Below are 15781 nucleotides of genomic sequence, written 5' to 3'. Positions count from 1 at the left end.
AGGGATAACCCTGATGCGCGATCCCTATTACGTGCAGGAGGACGACAATCTCGACGACATGGCCGCGGTGCTGAAGCCGGCGCTGGGATTCACCGACGAGGACCTCAAGCGGCTCTCGCCGGAAGCCAAGACCCTGTTCTCGGCCAGGCGGCGTCTCGGGATCGACTGGCTCGACCGGTACGAGGTGGTGGTCACGGTGACGAAGAGTCCCGGCGGATGCCGTTGCGGAATCCGCGAAGGGCAGAAGATCGTCTTCGACATGCGCCACAAGGTGAAGCCGGACCTGTCCGATGCCCCGCTCTGCGTGCATCTGATGGCTCCGGTGCTGTCGATCTTCTACATGACCTTCGATCGCGCCGCCGAAGGCCTGAACCCGCTGACCTGCATCTGGCGATTCATCGAATGTCCGATGACGGGCGCCAACCACGGTGCCGACAAGGCGCTCGCCGAGGTGACGCTGCGCCGTGTCGATACGCACGAGCCGGTGACCAAGCGCATGCTGGCGGAGGATTTCGCGTGACCATCCCCAATCGACCACCGATTTCCGACTGCGAGATCCACGCCGTCGTGACCCGGTCATTCCACTGCGCCAATCACATCCGCGTCGGCGAGACCTTCGTCTTCGACATCGAGGGACGACTGCTGCCGCACAGGTCGTCGGCCAATCTCTGCCTCGGTATCGTGGCGAAGCTGCAGCCGGCGCTGCTGCTGGCGCAGGACAGGATCGCCGAAGGTCTGCACCCGATCAGCGCGAACTTCCATACGTTCGACTGCTTCGACACCGGCATCGACCATGGCGGCACCGGCAAGGTCTATGTCGAGATGGTGCTGGTCGATCCGCGTACCGGCGAACGCGTGGAGCCGTGGCCGCAATCGGAATGACCGAGACGCGCTATCCGCTGGCGATGCGTCCCTTCGACCTCGCGGGCGTCGAGGTCAGGAACCGGATCTTCCTGCCGGCGCACACGACCAATTTCGGGCGCGATTTCCTGCCGACTGACGCGCATGTCCACTATCTGGCCGAGCGTGCGCGGGCGGGCATCGGTCTCGTGATCGTCGAACCGCTGCGCGTCCACCGCACCTCGCTCGGCCGATCCGGTGGGCTGACGGGGTCCGACCGGCGGGCATTGCCGGGCCTCAGGCGGATCGTCGAGGCGGTAAGGGCCGCGGGCGCTCGCATCTTTGTTCAGATCACCCATGCCGGCCGCCATGGCCCCAACGAGACCGATCGGCTGCCGGCCTGGGGACCGTCGCCGGTGCCGTGGATCCCGGGCGCCGATGTGCCCCACGCGATGACGCGGTCCGAGATGGATGCCGTGCGCGAGGCCTATGTCGAGACGGCCGAACTGGCGATCGAGGCGGGCTTCGAAGGCATCGAGGTGCATGTCGGCCATGGCCACCTGTTGCACCAGTTCCTGTCGCCTGCGGCCAATCTACGTGACGACGATTGGGGCGGCAGTCCCGAGAAGCGGCTGCGCTATCCGCTCGAGGTGGTGGAGACGCTGGCGGCAGCCATCGGCGGCCGTGTGCCGCTCGGCATCCGCGCCAGCGTCACCGATCTGATGCCGGACGGGCTCGGCCCGGAGGAGCAGCGCGAGATCATCGCCCGCTTCGCCGCCATTCCGGGGATCTCGTTCGTCAATGCCTCGGTTGCCGCCTATCAGTGGCCCAGCATCGGGCATCATGTCGCCGACATGGCGCATCCCCCGCACCCGTTCCGCGATCTGACCGAGGCATTGCGGCCGGTGATCGGGAACCTGCCGCTGCTGACCGCCAATCGCTACCGCACGCTCGCCGAGGTCGAGGACACTCTGGCGCGCGGTGTCATCGACATGATCGGCATGAACCGCGCCCACATGGCCGACCCGGAACTCCTGCCCAAGAGTCTCGCCGGGCGCGAGGCCGAGGTCAGGCCCTGCATCGCGCACAATTTCTGCATCGGTCAGGTCGGTGCCCACCGGCCGATCTCCTGCATGATGAATCCGCGGGTCGGGCGTGAAGGCGACTGGGGGGAGATACCGGTCATTGCGCGTCGCAGGCGCGTGCTTGTACTCGGTGGTGGCCCGGCCGGGCTCGAGGCGGCCCGGATTGCCGCGCTGGCCGGCCATCAGGTGACGCTCTGGGAGAGGACCGAGGCGCTCGGCGGACGGCTCGTGCTGGCCGGCACCGGCGCCGGACGGGGCGACCTGCACCGGATGCGCGACTGGCTCACCGCCGCAGTCGGGCGCGCCGGCATTGCTGTCGCAACCGGTGTCACGGCGACGGCTGACGCTGTCGCCGATCACGGCGCCGATGTCGTGATCCTTGCCGTTGGCGCGACCCATGCGGCGCAACCGCTGCCCGTCGCCGGCGGCGACCCTGTTCCCTCGATGGATGTCCCTGCGGCTCTTGCCGCACCGCGTGAGGCTTGGCGTGGGCTGCGGATCGCCATTCTCGACGAGGCCGGCTCCTGGGCAACATTGTCGGCAGCCGAAACACTGGCCGCTGCCGGAGCCGCTGTCGAGATCGTGGCGACACCGGTGACCGCCCTCTGGAACGTGACGCTCTACAGCCGGATGACCGCGCTCGAGCGACTGGCGAAGGCGGGCGTCAGGCTTCGCACCGGTCTTGCCGACCCCTGCCTCGACGACCGTCGCCGTCTCGTCTGTCGCGTTGTGGCGACGGGGGAGATCGTTGACCTCGGCACCTTCGATGCATTCGTCCATTCCGATCCGGGCATCGCCGCCACCACCCTGCAGGAGGACCTCGAAAGACTTGGTCTGCACGTGCGTCCGATCGGGGATGCCGTCGTGCCGCGGACCCTGTTCGAAGCGATGCACGATGCCCATGCCGCAGTGCGCAGCCTTGGAGAGGCGTCATGAGCACACGTCACGAGGCCGACGTCGTCGTCATCGGGTCCGGCTCGGCGGGATCGGTTGTCGCGGGACGACTGGCATCGCGGTCCGACCTGAAGGTTCTGGTGCTCGAAGCGGGCGGGCGCGATACGAACCCGATGTTCCGGATTCCCCTGATGACCGGAATCCTGTTGCGCGGACGTTACGCCAACTGGTTCTACCACACCGAGCCGGAGCCTGGTCTGAACGACCGGCGCCTGTTCTGGCCGCGCGGGAAGGTGATCGGCGGATCGTCGTCGATCAATGGCATGGTCTGGACCCGTGGTTTTGCCGAGGACTACGACGCCTGGGCGCAAGCCGGCCTGCCCGACTGGACCTGGGACAGGGTGCTTGATGCCTATCGCTCGATCGAGGGGCACTGGGCTGGCACGACACCCTATCATGGCGGCGAGGGGGCGCAGCGACTGTCGCGAATCGCAACGCTCAACCCGCTGTCGGAAGCCTTCCTCGAGGCCGCGCAGCAGGCGGGCCTGCCACTCACCGACGACTTCAACGGACCGTCGCCATTCGGAGCCGGACGCTATGACTACACGATCTGGAAGGGCCGCCGGCTGAGTGCGGCGCGCGCATTCCTGACGCCGCAGGAGCATCGCCCCAACCTGACCGTCCTCACCGGCGCCCATGCGACGCGGATCCTTGTCGAGAACGACCGCGCCACCGGCGTCGAGATCCTGCGCGGCGGGCGACGCGAGGTGGTTCGCGCCGAAAGGGAGATCGTGCTGTCCTGCGGAACCGTGAACTCACCGCAGTTGCTGATGCTGTCGGGGATCGGGCCCGCCGACCATCTGACTCGGCACGGCATTCCGGTCGTCGCGGATCTGCCCGGTGTCGGGGCGAACCTGCAGGATCATCTGCTGGTGCGCGTCGAGTATGACTGCACCGAGCCGGTGACGCTGCACAGACTGCTGCGCGCCGACCGCGCCGCCCTGGCGCTGCTTCGGGCATGGGCGATGGGCACCGGGCCGGCTGCGCGCTTTCCGCTCGAGGTCGGTGCCTTCCTGAAGTCCGATCCCGCACTCGACCTGCCCGACCTGCAGGCGCATTTCCTTCCAGGGCGCTCGACGGCGGCCGTTCGGATGCCGTTCCGCGCCCGTCACGGCGATCCCGGGCACGGCTTCTTCGCCAACGTCTACCAGATGCGGCCCGACAGTCGCGGCGAGATCCGCCTCAAATCCGCCGACCCGCTGGCCGCACCGGCGATCCTCGGACGCTATCTGACGGCGCCGCGCGACATCGAGGTGCTGCGTGCGGGCGTGCGCGCGCTGCGCACGATCTTCTCGCAGCCCGCCTTCGATCGCTGGCGCGGCGCCGAGACGGCACCGCGTCGATCCCGGCAGAGCGACGCAGAACTCGATGCCTGGATTCGCGCGACGGCTGACACCGTGTTCCATCCGGTCGGCACCTGCCGCATGGGGCTGGACGCGTGGGCCGTCGTGGACGGCGCGCTCAGGGTGCACGGCATAGACGGGCTGCGCGTCGCGGACGCCTCGGTGATCCCGACCATGGCTAGCTGCAACACGCATGCGCCGACGATGATGATCGGCGCTCGGGCGGCCGACTTCATTCTCGGCGGCGCGGCATCGGACAGGCGGGAGGCGGCATGACGGATCACTCCTCCCGTCCCTGGCGTCATCCCGGAGGCTGCTACGCCAGCGATGCGGGATCGGGATTCGCCGGCGCCGATGGCGACGTTCCGATACCGACTTGTGCCGTGCTCGGCCGGGATGAAGGGCGATGGCGGGGGTGTCGGTCGGCTGGCAACAGGAGCAACGTCAAATGAACGGCGAGGATCTGGCGACGCGGCTCGCGGGCCTGAAGGCCAAGCGCGGCTATCTGCTCCCGCATCACGGGCTGCTGGCGATCACGGCTCCGGACCTGCTGGCGGCCTATGATGCGGCCTATACCGCGCTGGCGCTGGACGATCGGGTGCTCAGCCATCACGACCGCGAGTTCGTGTGGCTTGGAATCCTGATTGCGACCCGGGAAGAGATCGCGACGCACCACATCGAGAAGTTCCGCAATGCCGGCGGATCCGCCGACGAAGTGCGTGCCTGCCTGCGGCTTGCGGCAGCGGTGTGCGGCTTCCGCGCCTACGCCTTCGTGGCGGATCACTGGCGGGCGCATCTGCCGGGGATCGCCGTCGAGGCCGAATGGGCCGACACCGTGCTACGGGCAGGCGAGGGGGCTGCGCCGCGGCTCATCCACATGACCGCCTGCGCGATGCAGGCCGCGAATGGTGCCTGGGACGGCTTCCGCTGGCAGCTCCGTCAGGCCTATGCCGCGGCAATCGACGAACGGGAACTGGCCGAGGCCGTGTCGCTGACGATGTTTCCGGCAAGCGTGCCCAACTTCGTCACCGCCGCCCGACTCTGGATGGAAATGATCCGCGCTGGCGAACTCGATGCCTCGCCAGACTTCCGCGACTGGGCCACGTTCTCGGGGCAGGGCGGGCATGGACGCGGCAATGACTGAGCTTCCGACACCTGAGGAGCTTCGCGCGCGGCTGGAGGCGCTGGCCGCCCGCCGCGGCTTTCTGCTGCCCCATCATGGCGCGCTGGCGGCCGGCGCCCCAGATCTCCACGTCGCCTATCTTGCCATGTACGAGGCATTGACCGTGATGCCTCGGCAGCTTTCGCCTCTCGAGCGCGAATGCGTCTGGCTCTGCCTGCTCGTCGCCGCCGAGGAGGCAATCGGCACGCATCACCTCGAGCTGTTTCGCGCCGCCGGTGGAACCGACTCGATCGCCCAGAGCCTGATCGCGCTGGCGGGAGCTGCGCCGGCCTGCGATGCATTCGCATTCGCGCATCGCCATTGGGAGGGCCAGCTCCCCGCGCTCGATCCGGCATCCGCATGGGCCAGCACGGTCGCTGCCCTGCGCGGTGCGCTCGCCCCGGACCTCGCCGATCTCGCCCTGCTGGCTGTCCAGGCGGCACGCGGCAGTCGTGTCGGCATCGCTCGGCAGATCGAGCGGCTCTATGCGCAGAAGGTCGACGAGGCGAGGATCGTCGAGGCCCTGAGCTACATCATCTGGCCGAAGGGTGTGAATGCCTTCGTCGAGGCGTGCGATGTCTGGCACCGGCTGATGGTGACAGGAGCCATCACGCCATCGGCGCGTTTCGCCGCCTGGCGGGATATGCCGGGACTCGGTGCCTTCGACCCGGCAAGCGGACGTGTTGTCTCGGGGTTTGGAGGGGAGGGAAACGATGGATCAGCTCGCGACCGAGCCGCCGACTGACGGGGCCGCCGGGACACTCGTTCGGTTTCTGCGGCTGATCGAGGCGCGCGACCTCGTCGCGGCCTCGAAGCTGCTTGCCGAAGATTTCCGGATGGTGTTTCCGGGCGGCGTCGAAATGCGTCGGCTGGAGGAGCTCGTGGAATGGTCGCGCGGACGATACCGCTTCGTGTGCAAGCGGTTCGAGCGCATCGAATCGACCGGAACGGCCGTCTGGGTGTCGGGTACGCTTTCCGGCGAATGGCTCGACGGCCGCCCCTTCGAGCGTATCCGCTTCGTCGACCGGTTCGAGCTTGCGAACGGCCTGATCGTCCGCCAGGACGTGTGGAACGATATCGCCGAAACCCTGCTGGCCGAGATCCGATCTGCAGACCTGGGCGCTCGCTCAGCGTGAGGCGCGACGCAACGACTCTGCCCAGCCGAGAGGCCCGCCACCGAGCCAGCCGGTCAGAGTCTCCGCCGACGGTGGGCGGCCCCTTGCGCTCTCGGACATCCGCCAGGCGAGACAAAGGTTGCTCGACATCACGGGCGCCGCGCCGCGGGCGCCGACTGTCCGGAGCGCGCGCAGCGTCGGCAGCCCCGTCCCGAGCAGCACAACCGCGTCCGCGTCCGTGGTGCGGAGCGAGTCCAGTGCGTGAACGGCGGCATCGCTCTCCAGGCTGTAGATCGGATGGAACGCGCGGGTCTCCCGCCCTACGCTCGTGACGCCAGCGACGGCGAATCCGCGGTCCGCCCAGTAGCCCATGCAGCTTGCGGTGAGCCTTTCATCATAAGGCGAAATGAGCGCGATGCGCCGGGCACCTAGGGCGCCGAGCGCGTCGGCGATGGCCGTCGCCGCGGTATGCACCGGATGTCGTCGTGCGGCGGCGAGGTCGGCCAGCAGCTCGTCCTCGCGCTGGCAGCCGAGCAGATAGCTTGCGCCGGTGCAGGCAAAGCCGGCCGCCGACACGGGAGCGTTGGCGAACTGGGTCATTGCCGTCGCGTAGGACTCCAGATAGTCGCACAGCCGCTCCTCGATCGTGGCCTTGCCGCTGGTCAGGCGTCCGGCGATCCAGGCCTGGTCCGGCGGCACCAGATGGCGGAGCTCCGCCTCGACGGTGGTGTTGGCCTGCGGCACGAGAACCGCGAGCAGCCCGCCGGGCGCATATTCGAGGCTCATCGCACGATCCTAGCTGGCCTGCGACCAGACCCAGGGCGCCTCGGCGCGGCGCCGTTCGGCGAAGGTCGCGATCGCATCCGCGCAGGAACGGGTGAGGTCGATGTCGTCCCAGCCGCAGATGAGCTTCTGCGTCCAGACCGGATCGAGCGCGAAGCGCTCCGAGACTCCATCGCCCGCAATCGACCCGGTCGCCAGATCGACGAGGAGTCGGACCGGTCCGCGGGCAAGGAGCGGAGCGATCCGTTCGGCGGAAAGCGGCGCCGGCAGAAGTCCGTTATTGACGGCATTGGCGGCGAAGATATCGCCGAAGCTCGGCGCGATGACGACACGGAACCCGGCGTCGACCAGCGCGTAGACGGCCGCCTCTCGCGACGACCCGGCCCCGAAATTGCGGCCGGCGATCAGGATCGACGCCCCGGCAGCCTCCGGGCGATTGAGCGGGAAGTCGGGATCGAGCCTGCCGTCGCGATCGCGTCTGAGGTCGTGCAGCAGGAAGCCCCCGTAACCGGCCGAGCGCGGCGTCGACATGAAGCGCGCCGGGATCAGCTGATCGGTGTCGATGTTCTCCAGCGGCAGCGCCACCGCGAGCCCGTCATGGCGGGTCCAGCCGGCCATCAGCAACGCCCCCGCAGCAGCTTGCGCACGTCGGTCAGCGTGCCGGTGACGGCAGCGGCAGCCGCCATTGCCGGACTGACCAGGTGCGTGCGGGCGCCCTGTCCCTGCCGGCCGCGAAAGTTGCGATTGGTGGTCGAGGCGCACCGCTTGCCCGGCGCTACCAGGTCGCCATTCATGCCCACGCACATGGAACATCCGGACCCGACCCATTCGAGCCCGGCATCCATGAAGATGCGGTCGAGCCCTTCCTGCTCGGCCTGACTCTTGACCAGCGTCGAGCCGGGCGAGACCAGGCCGGGCACCTTCGACCGGCGGCCGGCGAGGACCGCCGCGGCGGATCGGAGATCCTCAATGCGGGCGTTGGTGCAGGATCCGATGAAGATCTGGTCGATCTCGATGCCCTCGAGGCTGCGACCGGGTGTCAGCCCCATGTAGTCGAGCGATGCGGCGATACGGCTGGCCTTCGCCGGATCCGGTTCGCGCGCTGGATCGGGCAGGGTCGCGGTGATCGGGAGCGCCTCTTCCGGGCTCGTTCCCCAGGTGACGATCGGTGCGATCTCGTCTGCCGTCAGCCGGACTTCCCGATCGAAACCGGCGTCATCGTCGCCAGCGAGGGCAAGGAACCCCTCCGCGGCACGCTCCCAGTCGCTACCGGTCGGGGCAAAGGGTCTTCCCTTGATCCAGTTCAGAGTCGTCTCGTCGGGGGCGATCAGACCCGACCGGGCACCGCCCTCGATCGACAGGTTGCACAGCGTCAGCCGACCCTCGACCGTCAAACCGCGGATCGCCGTACCGTCATATTCGACGACGTGACCCCGCGCCCCGTCGGCGCCGAGGCGGGAGATCCAGTTGAGCGCCACGTCCTTGGCTCCGATGCCCGGCATCAGCCGGCCGTCGACGACAAGGCGCATCTGCTTCGGCTTCTTCTGCCAGATCGTCTGAGTCGCCAGGACATGGGCGACTTCGGTCGCCCCGATCCCGAAGGCATAGGCCCCCAGCGCCCCATGCGTGGCGGTGTGACTGTCGCCGCACACCACCAGCAGGCCGGGCAGTGTCAGCCCCTGCTCGGGACCGACGACATGCACGATGCCCTGCCGGGGGTCTCCCCTGCCGAACAGCGTGATGCCGTACCGCGCGGTATTCTCAGACAGCGTCAGGATCATCCGTGCGATGGAATCGGTTGGAACCGCGTCGGGACGGGTCGGCACGTAGTGATCGGCCACCCCGAATGTGAGTTCGGGATGGGCGACCGGCAGGTTGCGGGCGGCAAGATTGGCAAACGCATGATGCGATCCTTCATGGATGAAATGGCGATCCACCCACAGCAGGGTGGCACCATCGTCCCGCGTCAGGATGCGGTGGAGATCCCAGAGCTTGTCGAAGAAGGTGCGCTTGTCGGCTGGTCTTCGGGAAACGGTCATCTGCTGCAGCCAGCCTCGATGCCTGATCCAGTCACGTCGCCGCCGGTCGCTGTCACGCGGTCGCCTCAGGCTGCTTCGCTGCCACCGCCGGCGGCAACGGGCTGCCAGCGCGGGGTATCACCCCGATCGTCGCGGGTGAGAGTCAGCTCCAGTTGGTAGCGATCGGGCCGGTAGAGCGCGGAAAGGTATTCGATTCCCCGGCCATCGCGATCATAGACGACACGGGTCAGCGAGATCAGCGCCGCGCCGACCTCCGTCTCCAGAGCAGTCGCGATCTCCGGTGTTGCCAGCACGGCCGAGACGCTCTGGTGGGCATGATCGACCCTGACGCCACTCTCCTCCAGCAATCGGAACAAGGGCGTCGTCGCCAGATCGGCCTCGGAATAGCCCTGGGCGATCTCTTCCGGCACAAAAGTCGTCAGGTAGGAGAAGGGCAGCCCCTGGGCGAGCCGGAGGCGTACCGCGCGCTGCGCGCGCGCGCCCTCGGCAAGGCGCAGCGCCTCGGCGACATGGGCCGGCGGGACGCCGTAGGAGAACGACAGCAGCCGGGCGGTCGTCTCCTCGCCCATCTGCCGGATGTGCGGCATCAGCGTCGCGAAGTCGGCGCGGATCTGGACCGGCCGCGACTGCGGGCGCTTGACGATCGTACCGCTTCCCGGGCGACGCTCCACCAGCCCGTCCGAAACAAGCGCATCGAGCGCCCGCCGTATCGTCACCCTGGACACCCCATGCCGCTCGGCCAGCTTCAGTTCGCCGGGCAGCGGGGCACCCGGAACGAGTGTGCCGCCAAGGATCTCGTCCCGCAGGACCATATAGATTCGGCGCGTCTTGCCGCCATCTGGAGTGACCGCGCTCGCGATCTTCGTCATGAGGCGCTCCGGGTCGATGCCACGAGCCGTGATCCAATCAGTTAGTGTGCAATGTTGTATTCTATCCGGCAAGAATGCAAGTTTGTTGAAGTTCCGAAATCTGTATTCTAAAAGATACAGGAAAGCTGCCGCACATTGGCGGCCGCGTATGCGGGGGACGGTGGATGGGGCAGATCCGGCGCGAGGCAGGGCACGATGCGGTGCGACCGATTGATCCGATCCTGCTCGCCATCCTGGCCGGGCGGATGGAGCAGATCGCCGACGAAATGGACGCGACGCTGTTCCGGTCGGCCTTCAACCCGATAATTGCCGAGGCGCATGACGCCAGCCACGGCCTCTATCATCCCGACACCGGCGAAACGCTGGTGCAGGGCAAGAACGGACTGCCGATCTTCGTCGGCGTCATGGCCTTCGCGGTGAAGGCGGTGATCGACAAGGCGGCCGCTGAGGGTGGTCCGCAGGACGGCGATGTCTGGATATTTAACGATGCCCACCTTGGCGGCACCCACCTCTCCGACATGCGGCTCGTCCGCCCCTATTTCCGCGACGGCGAACTGTTCTGCTGGCTCGCCTCGGTCGGCCACTGGCACGACCTCGGCGGCGCGGTCCCAGGCAACTACAACCCGTCGGCTACCGAAGCCTACCAGGAGGCCGTCGTGATCCCGCCGGTGCGCCTCGTGCGCGGCGGCGATCTCCAGTCCGACATCCTCGACATTATCCTGCGCAACACGCGCCTGCCTCAGTCCGCCGAGGGCGACGTGAACGGTCAGCTTTCGGCGCTCGATCTCGGTGTTCGGCGCCTCGATGCATTGCTCGACGAATATGGTGCCGCGACCGTCAGGGCGGCGCTGGCCGCCCTCACGGACCGTGCGGAAACGCTGTTGCGCAACGAGGTCGCGGCGCTGCCCGACGGGCGTTGGGAGGCGGTCGACTATCTCGACAATGACGGCATCGTCGACGAGCCGCTGCCGATCCGCGTGGCGCTGGAGGTGTCCGGCGACCGGCTGACACTGGATTTCTCCGGCACCGCCGGCGGTGTGAGCGGCCCGATCAACATTGCGCGGCCAACCGCGATCGCCTGTGTCTATGTTGCGATCAAGCACATCTTCCCGACCCTGCCCGCCAATGCAGGGGTGATGCGGCCGATCGACATCCGCATTCCCGACGGTTCGCTGCTCGCGGCCGAGTTCCCGACGCCGACGGGTGGGTACACCGAGACGATCCTGCGGATGATCGACGTCATCTTCGCCGCCGCCGCGCAGGCGGCACCCGACCGGGTGGTGGCCAATGCCTATGGGACGATCAATGCCCTGTCGATCGCCGGCAGGCGCCGGGACGGATCGCGCTGGGTGATGTTCAGCTTCTATGGCGGCGGCCACGGCGGCACCCCCGAGAACGACGGCCTGAACCACGGCAGCGCCCCGATCTCGATGGCAACGATTCCGCCCGTCGAGATTCTTGAAGCCGCCTATCCGGTGGCCTTTCGGCAATGGGCGCTGCGCCCGGACAGTGCCGGCGCCGGCCTGCATCGCGGCGGTCTCGGCGCGGTGTACGAAATCGAGCTTCTGGAGGAGAAGGCCGAGGCCTTCTTCTTCGGCGAACGTGGCAAGTTTCCGCCGAGGGGCGTTGCCGGCGGCGGGGACGCCGCGGTCAACCGGTTCCGCTTCCAGCAGGATGACGGCTGGCACACCCCGCCGATGATCTCGAAGATGCTAGGCATACGGCTGAAGCGGGGTCAGAGAGTCCGGCTCGAATCGCCGGGCGGGGGCGGGTACGGACCGCCGTCTGCGCGGCCGGCATCCGCCATCGCTCGCGATGTGGAACTCGGCTATCTCAGCCCGTCCGTCGCCGACGCCTGCTACGGGACTGCCTGGCGCGAGGTGGCGCCGTGAGGGGGGCCGTTGTCGGCGTCGATGTCGGCGGCACCTTCACCGACGTCTTCGCGCTCGATCTTGCGACTGGCCGTGCCCGGATCGCCAAGGTGCCGACGACGCGGCCCGACCAGTCGGGCGGCTTCCTGAACGGCATCCGCGAGGTCGTGCCTTATCTTGCCAGCGTCGTCTCGCTGGTACACGGGACCACCGCCGGCACCAATGCATTGCTCGAGCGCAAGGGGGCGAGACTCGGGGTGATCACCACCGAGGGATTCCGCGACGTGCTCGAGATGCGCCGCCGCGATCGACCGCGCACCTGGGGCCTGCGTGGCGACTTCGTGCCGGTGGTTCCGCGCAACCTGAGGCTGGAGGTGCCCGAACGGGTGCTGGCAGACGGGACGATCGAGCGACCTGTCGATCTTGATGCGGTGCGGGCGGCGGGGCGCACGCTGATCGAGGCCGGGTGCCGGGCCGTCGTGGTGCTGTTTGTCAATGCCTATGCGAACCCTGTCAACGAACGCGCCGCCGTTGAGGTGCTGCGCGCGATCTGGCCGACCCCGCATGTCGCCGCCTCGTCCGAGGTGCTGCCGGAAATCCGTGAGTTCGAACGTTTCTCGACGGCCGCGCTGAACGGCTATCTGCAGCCTGAGGTCGCCGGTTATCTCGCCCGACTGGAAACCGCGCTGAAGGGCGGTGGCTTTGCCGGGGAATTCATGATCGTCCAGTCGAACGGCGGCGTGATGTCGGTAGAGACGGCATGCGCGCGGCCGGTGCGCACGGCGTTGTCGGGTCCGTCGGCCGGGGTGATCGCGGCAAGCCACATTGCCCGCAGCGCCGGATTCGACAATGTCATCACCGGCGACATGGGCGGCACCAGTTTCGACGTGTCGATGATCGTCGACGGCCGTACCGTCGTCGCGCCGCAGGCCGCGATCGACTTCGGCATGGTGATCCGCACCCCGATGATCGAGATCACCACGATCGGAGCCGGAGGCGGGTCGATTGCTTCGGTTGATGCCGGCGGGCTGCTTCAGGTCGGTCCGGAAAGCGCGGGCTCCGACCCTGGCCCGGTCGCCTATGGCCGCGGCAACGACCGGCCGACCGTGACCGATGCCAATATCGTGCTCGGCCGCATCGACCCGCGCCGCCCGCTTGGTAGCGGTCTCGGCGACCTCGATGTCGAGGCGGCCCGGGCGGCGATCGCGACCCATGTCGGCAAGCCGCTCGGTCTGTCGGTGATGGATGCCGCCGAAGCCATCGTGCGCGTTGCCAATTCTCGCATGGCCGGGGCCTTGCGACTGGTGTCGATCGAGCGAGGTTTCGATCCGGAGCGATTCACCTACATGCCCTTTGGCGGGGGCGGTGCACTGCATGCCGGCGCCATGGTCGAGGAAGTCGGAATCGGCCGTGTCCTCGTGCCGCGGTTTCCGGGCGTGACCTCCGCGATGGGGTGTGTCATCGCCGACATGCGGCAGGATTTCGTCCAGACGGTCAATTCGGTGGTCGAATCGATCGACATCGAGCGCCTGACCGCGACGATGCAGGCCCAGCACGATGCCGGGAACGCGGTGCTGGATGCGTCTGGCTCGCAGGTCGAATCCCGCCAGACGCGCTTCGAGCTGGACATGGCCTATGTCGGCCAGACGCACACCATTCAGGTGCCGCTTGCTGTCGCAATCGAGGGCGGGCGGGTTCGGGCACCGACGGCGGAGGCGATCCACGAGGCCTTCCGGCAGACCTATCGCGGCCTCTATGGCCGGCTGCTGCGCAATCCCGTCAGGGTGCTCAATCTGAGGACGACGGTCATCGGCACGCGGCCGAAGTTCGAGCTGTCGACGCTTGCGCCCGCAGCCGATGCCTCCATGGAAAGGGCGCTGATCGGGTCGAGGCCGGTCTATCTGCGCGGACGATGGTATGACGCGCGGGTCTATGCGCGGCTCGATCTGCCGGTCGGTGCTGAGGTGGTCGGTCCGGCCGTGCTCGAACAGCCGGATGCGACGATCTTTGTCGAACCCTGGCTCGTCGCCCGCGTCGATGCTTTTGGCAACGTGGTTATGGAGCGCCGCAGCGAGGGAGAGGGCCTTTGAGCGATCTTGGTGCCGTTGACCTGCGGCGCACCGCGGTGGTCACGATTGATCTGACGAACGACTTCCTGCATCCCGAGGGTGCGTACGGGCGCGCCGGACAGGGCACGGCAGAGATGGCCGCGCTCCCGACGCGCGTCCGGCCGGTGATAGATGCTGTGCGCGCCGGGGGTGGGATCTTCGTTTCGGTCCAGTTCACGCTGGTGCCCCGCCCGGGCGGCGGCCATATCATCGCGCCGCATCTGGCGAAACTCAGGTCATTCCTGAAACCGGGCGACTTTGCACCCGGAAGCTGGGGCAACAAGGCGGTTGACCTGCTGCAGCCAGCGGATGTGGAGATCGAGAAGATTGCCTATTCGGCCTTCTACCAGACGCGGATGGATCATGTGCTGACGGCGCTCGGCATCGACACTCTGGTCGTGGCGGGCATTGTCACCAATGGCGGGGTGGCCTCGACGGTGCGCGATGCGCATATGCGTGGCCATCGCATCATCCTGCTGTCGGATGGCTGTGCCGCCTTCCGGGAGGAGGTTCACCAAGCCACCCTCGTTTCGCTCGGCTCGATCGTCGAGACCGTGACCGCAGCCGATTTCCTCGCGCGACCGGAAATTGCCTCATGACAGCGCCGGCATCGCTCAGGGACCGCCTGGCCCGGTCCGAGATCCTTGTCGCTCCTGGCGTCTTCGATGCGCTCACAGCCTTGCTTGCCGAGGCTGCCGGCTTCGAGGCCGTCTACATGTCAGGTGCGTCCGTGGCCTATACGCGGCTCGGTCTGCCCGATATCGGCCTGACGACGATGAGCGAGATGGCCAACACGTTGTGCCTGATCCGCGACCGCATCGCCCTGCCGATCATCGTCGACGGGGATACGGGCTTCGGCAACGCCCTGAATGCCCAGCGCATGACACGGCTCTACGAGCGGGCAGGTGCCAATGCGATCCAGCTCGAGGATCAGACCTTTCCCAAGCGCTGCGGGCATCTAGCCGACAAGTCGCTGATCTCCGTCGCCGAAATGTGCGGCAAGATCCGCGCCGTGGCCGATGCGCGCGCCAGCGACGAGACGCTGATCATCGCGCGCACCGATGCCATTGCCGTCGAGGGGTTCGAGGCCGCCCTCGATCGCGGCGCGGCCTATCTTGATGCCGGGGCGGACGCGCTGTTCGTCGAGGCGCCCCGCTCGCGCGAGGAGCTCGCGCGGATCGCGACGAGTCTTGGCGGCCGGGCGCCACTGATGGCCAACATGGTCGAGGGCGGCGCGACGCCGGATCTGCGCGCCGACGAACTTGAGGCGCTCGGCTTCTCGCTGGTGATATTCCCCGGTGGCATCGTCCGCGCTGTGGCACGAACCGCCGAGGAATACTATGCCAGCCTGCGCAGACACGGGTCGAACCAGCCGTTCGGCGACCGGATGCTCGATTTCCGCGGTCTGAACGATCGACTCGGCACCGATGCGATGATCGCGCTGGGCAGAGGCTACGAGCCCGGCGGGGGGTAGGGCGGGGGATAGCAGTGGCAAGCGGCGAACGTGGAAGACCGGGGCTCGACGGCGGACACAGGGCTTCCGCCAGGGACCGTGCGTGGGCGCGATCCCGCGACACCGCCGCCTGACGATTCGAGCTCGCGATCGCGGTCA

The 15781-nt window shown here is 67.8% G+C and carries 15 protein-coding genes; 11 read left to right on the top strand and 4 right to left on the bottom strand.

What is annotated here, in order from left to right:
- Window positions 1-13 precede the first annotated feature (13 nt).
- The 7 genes from EDC22_RS09135 (at window position 14) to EDC22_RS09105 (ending at window position 6520) form a co-directional block, all read left to right on the top strand.
- Complete coding sequence (locus tag EDC22_RS09135; RefSeq protein WP_132806320.1) at window positions 14-520, top strand: hypothetical protein; 507 nt, start codon at window positions 14-16, stop codon at window positions 518-520.
- Window positions 517-882, top strand: coding sequence for a hypothetical protein (locus tag EDC22_RS09130; protein WP_132806319.1), 366 nt, complete (start codon window positions 517-519; stop codon window positions 880-882). Before EDC22_RS09135 ends, EDC22_RS09130 begins: the two co-directional genes overlap by 4 nt.
- Window positions 879-2861: an oxidoreductase gene (locus tag EDC22_RS09125; protein WP_132806318.1), complete on the top strand. Its 1983-nt coding sequence runs from the start codon at window positions 879-881 to the stop codon at window positions 2859-2861. Before EDC22_RS09130 ends, EDC22_RS09125 begins: the two co-directional genes overlap by 4 nt.
- Window positions 2858-4498: a GMC family oxidoreductase gene (locus tag EDC22_RS09120; RefSeq protein WP_132806317.1), complete on the top strand. Its 1641-nt coding sequence runs from the start codon at window positions 2858-2860 to the stop codon at window positions 4496-4498. Before EDC22_RS09125 ends, EDC22_RS09120 begins: the two co-directional genes overlap by 4 nt.
- Window positions 4499-4670: 172 nt before the next feature.
- A complete protein-coding gene (locus EDC22_RS09115; RefSeq protein ID WP_165926841.1) occupies window positions 4671-5366 on the top strand; it encodes a carboxymuconolactone decarboxylase family protein in 696 nt (231 codons plus the stop codon).
- Window positions 5359-6129 (top strand): hypothetical protein, encoded by a 771-nt coding sequence (locus EDC22_RS09110; protein WP_132806315.1) that lies wholly within the window; start codon window positions 5359-5361, stop codon window positions 6127-6129. Before EDC22_RS09115 ends, EDC22_RS09110 begins: the two co-directional genes overlap by 8 nt.
- Entirely contained in the window at window positions 6098-6520 is a 423-nt protein-coding gene (locus EDC22_RS09105; RefSeq protein ID WP_132806314.1) for a nuclear transport factor 2 family protein, read from the top strand. The genes EDC22_RS09110 and EDC22_RS09105 overlap by 32 nt, the downstream gene beginning before the upstream one ends.
- Here the strand turns inward: EDC22_RS09105 and EDC22_RS09100 are convergent.
- From EDC22_RS09100 to EDC22_RS09085, 4 genes are all read right to left on the bottom strand, one after another.
- A complete protein-coding gene (locus EDC22_RS09100) occupies window positions 6512-7285 on the bottom strand; it encodes a maleate cis-trans isomerase family protein (RefSeq protein ID WP_132806313.1) in 774 nt (257 codons plus the stop codon). The genes EDC22_RS09105 and EDC22_RS09100 overlap by 9 nt on opposite strands.
- 9 nt (window positions 7286-7294) lie before the next feature.
- Complete coding sequence (gene leuD / locus EDC22_RS09095; protein ID WP_132806312.1) at window positions 7295-7900, bottom strand: 3-isopropylmalate dehydratase small subunit; 606 nt, start codon at window positions 7898-7900, stop codon at window positions 7295-7297.
- Complete coding sequence (leuC, locus tag EDC22_RS09090; protein WP_132806311.1) at window positions 7900-9321, bottom strand: 3-isopropylmalate dehydratase large subunit; 1422 nt, start codon at window positions 9319-9321, stop codon at window positions 7900-7902. The genes leuD and leuC overlap by 1 nt, the downstream gene beginning before the upstream one ends.
- Window positions 9322-9386: 65 nt before the next feature.
- Window positions 9387-10190, bottom strand: a complete 804-nt coding sequence (locus EDC22_RS09085) for a GntR family transcriptional regulator (RefSeq protein ID WP_132806310.1) — start codon at window positions 10188-10190, stop codon at window positions 9387-9389.
- Window positions 10191-10354: 164 nt separating this feature from the next.
- Between EDC22_RS09085 and EDC22_RS09080 the strand changes: the two genes are divergently transcribed.
- Genes EDC22_RS09080 through EDC22_RS09065 form a run of 4 tightly spaced genes read left to right on the top strand, consistent with a single transcriptional unit; the run spans window position 10355 to window position 15643 of the window.
- Window positions 10355-12082: a hydantoinase B/oxoprolinase family protein gene (locus EDC22_RS09080; protein ID WP_132806309.1), complete on the top strand. Its 1728-nt coding sequence runs from the start codon at window positions 10355-10357 to the stop codon at window positions 12080-12082.
- Window positions 12079-14151 carry a hydantoinase/oxoprolinase family protein gene (locus EDC22_RS09075; protein WP_132806308.1) on the top strand — a complete coding sequence of 691 codons (2073 nt, stop codon included), beginning with the start codon at window positions 12079-12081 and terminating at the stop codon, window positions 14149-14151. The genes EDC22_RS09080 and EDC22_RS09075 overlap by 4 nt, the downstream gene beginning before the upstream one ends.
- Window positions 14148-14768: a cysteine hydrolase family protein gene (locus EDC22_RS09070; RefSeq protein WP_132806307.1), complete on the top strand. Its 621-nt coding sequence runs from the start codon at window positions 14148-14150 to the stop codon at window positions 14766-14768. The genes EDC22_RS09075 and EDC22_RS09070 overlap by 4 nt, the downstream gene beginning before the upstream one ends.
- Window positions 14765-15643, top strand: coding sequence for an isocitrate lyase/PEP mutase family protein (locus EDC22_RS09065; RefSeq protein ID WP_132806306.1), 879 nt, complete (start codon window positions 14765-14767; stop codon window positions 15641-15643). Before EDC22_RS09070 ends, EDC22_RS09065 begins: the two co-directional genes overlap by 4 nt.
- Window positions 15644-15781 lie beyond the last annotated feature (138 nt).

Origin of the sequence: Tepidamorphus gemmatus (assembly GCF_004346195.1) — a bacterium.
Classification (GTDB): Bacteria; Pseudomonadota; Alphaproteobacteria; order Rhizobiales; family Tepidamorphaceae; genus Tepidamorphus; species Tepidamorphus gemmatus.
The sequence above is the reverse complement of the archived record's forward strand: the minus strand, read 5'-3'. Positions and strand labels throughout refer to the sequence as shown.

What these genes read in the sequence shown, in the direction of transcription:
- EDC22_RS09120 (WP_132806317.1), top strand. Translation starts at nt 2,858, where the DNA reads ATGAGCACACGTCACGAGGCCGACGTCGTCGTCATCGGGTCCGGCTCG.
- EDC22_RS09115 (WP_165926841.1), top strand. Translation starts at nt 4,671, where the DNA reads ATGAACGGCGAGGATCTGGCGACGCGGCTCGCGGGCCTGAAGGCCAAG.
- EDC22_RS09110 (WP_132806315.1), top strand. Translation starts at nt 5,359, where the DNA reads ATGACTGAGCTTCCGACACCTGAGGAGCTTCGCGCGCGGCTGGAGGCG.
- EDC22_RS09065 (WP_132806306.1), top strand. Translation starts at nt 14,765, where the DNA reads ATGACAGCGCCGGCATCGCTCAGGGACCGCCTGGCCCGGTCCGAGATC.
- EDC22_RS09125 (WP_132806318.1), top strand. Translation starts at nt 879, where the DNA reads ATGACCGAGACGCGCTATCCGCTGGCGATGCGTCCCTTCGACCTCGCG.
- EDC22_RS09085 (WP_132806310.1), bottom strand. Translation starts at nt 10,190, where the DNA reads ATGACGAAGATCGCGAGCGCGGTCACTCCAGATGGCGGCAAGACGCGC.
- EDC22_RS09135 (WP_132806320.1), top strand. Translation starts at nt 14, where the DNA reads ATGCGCGATCCCTATTACGTGCAGGAGGACGACAATCTCGACGACATG.
- leuC (WP_132806311.1), bottom strand. Translation starts at nt 9,321, where the DNA reads ATGACCGTTTCCCGAAGACCAGCCGACAAGCGCACCTTCTTCGACAAG.
- EDC22_RS09080 (WP_132806309.1), top strand. Translation starts at nt 10,355, where the DNA reads ATGGGGCAGATCCGGCGCGAGGCAGGGCACGATGCGGTGCGACCGATT.
- EDC22_RS09100 (WP_132806313.1), bottom strand. Translation starts at nt 7,285, where the DNA reads ATGAGCCTCGAATATGCGCCCGGCGGGCTGCTCGCGGTTCTCGTGCCG.
- leuD (WP_132806312.1), bottom strand. Translation starts at nt 7,900, where the DNA reads ATGGCCGGCTGGACCCGCCATGACGGGCTCGCGGTGGCGCTGCCGCTG.
- EDC22_RS09105 (WP_132806314.1), top strand. Translation starts at nt 6,098, where the DNA reads ATGGATCAGCTCGCGACCGAGCCGCCGACTGACGGGGCCGCCGGGACA.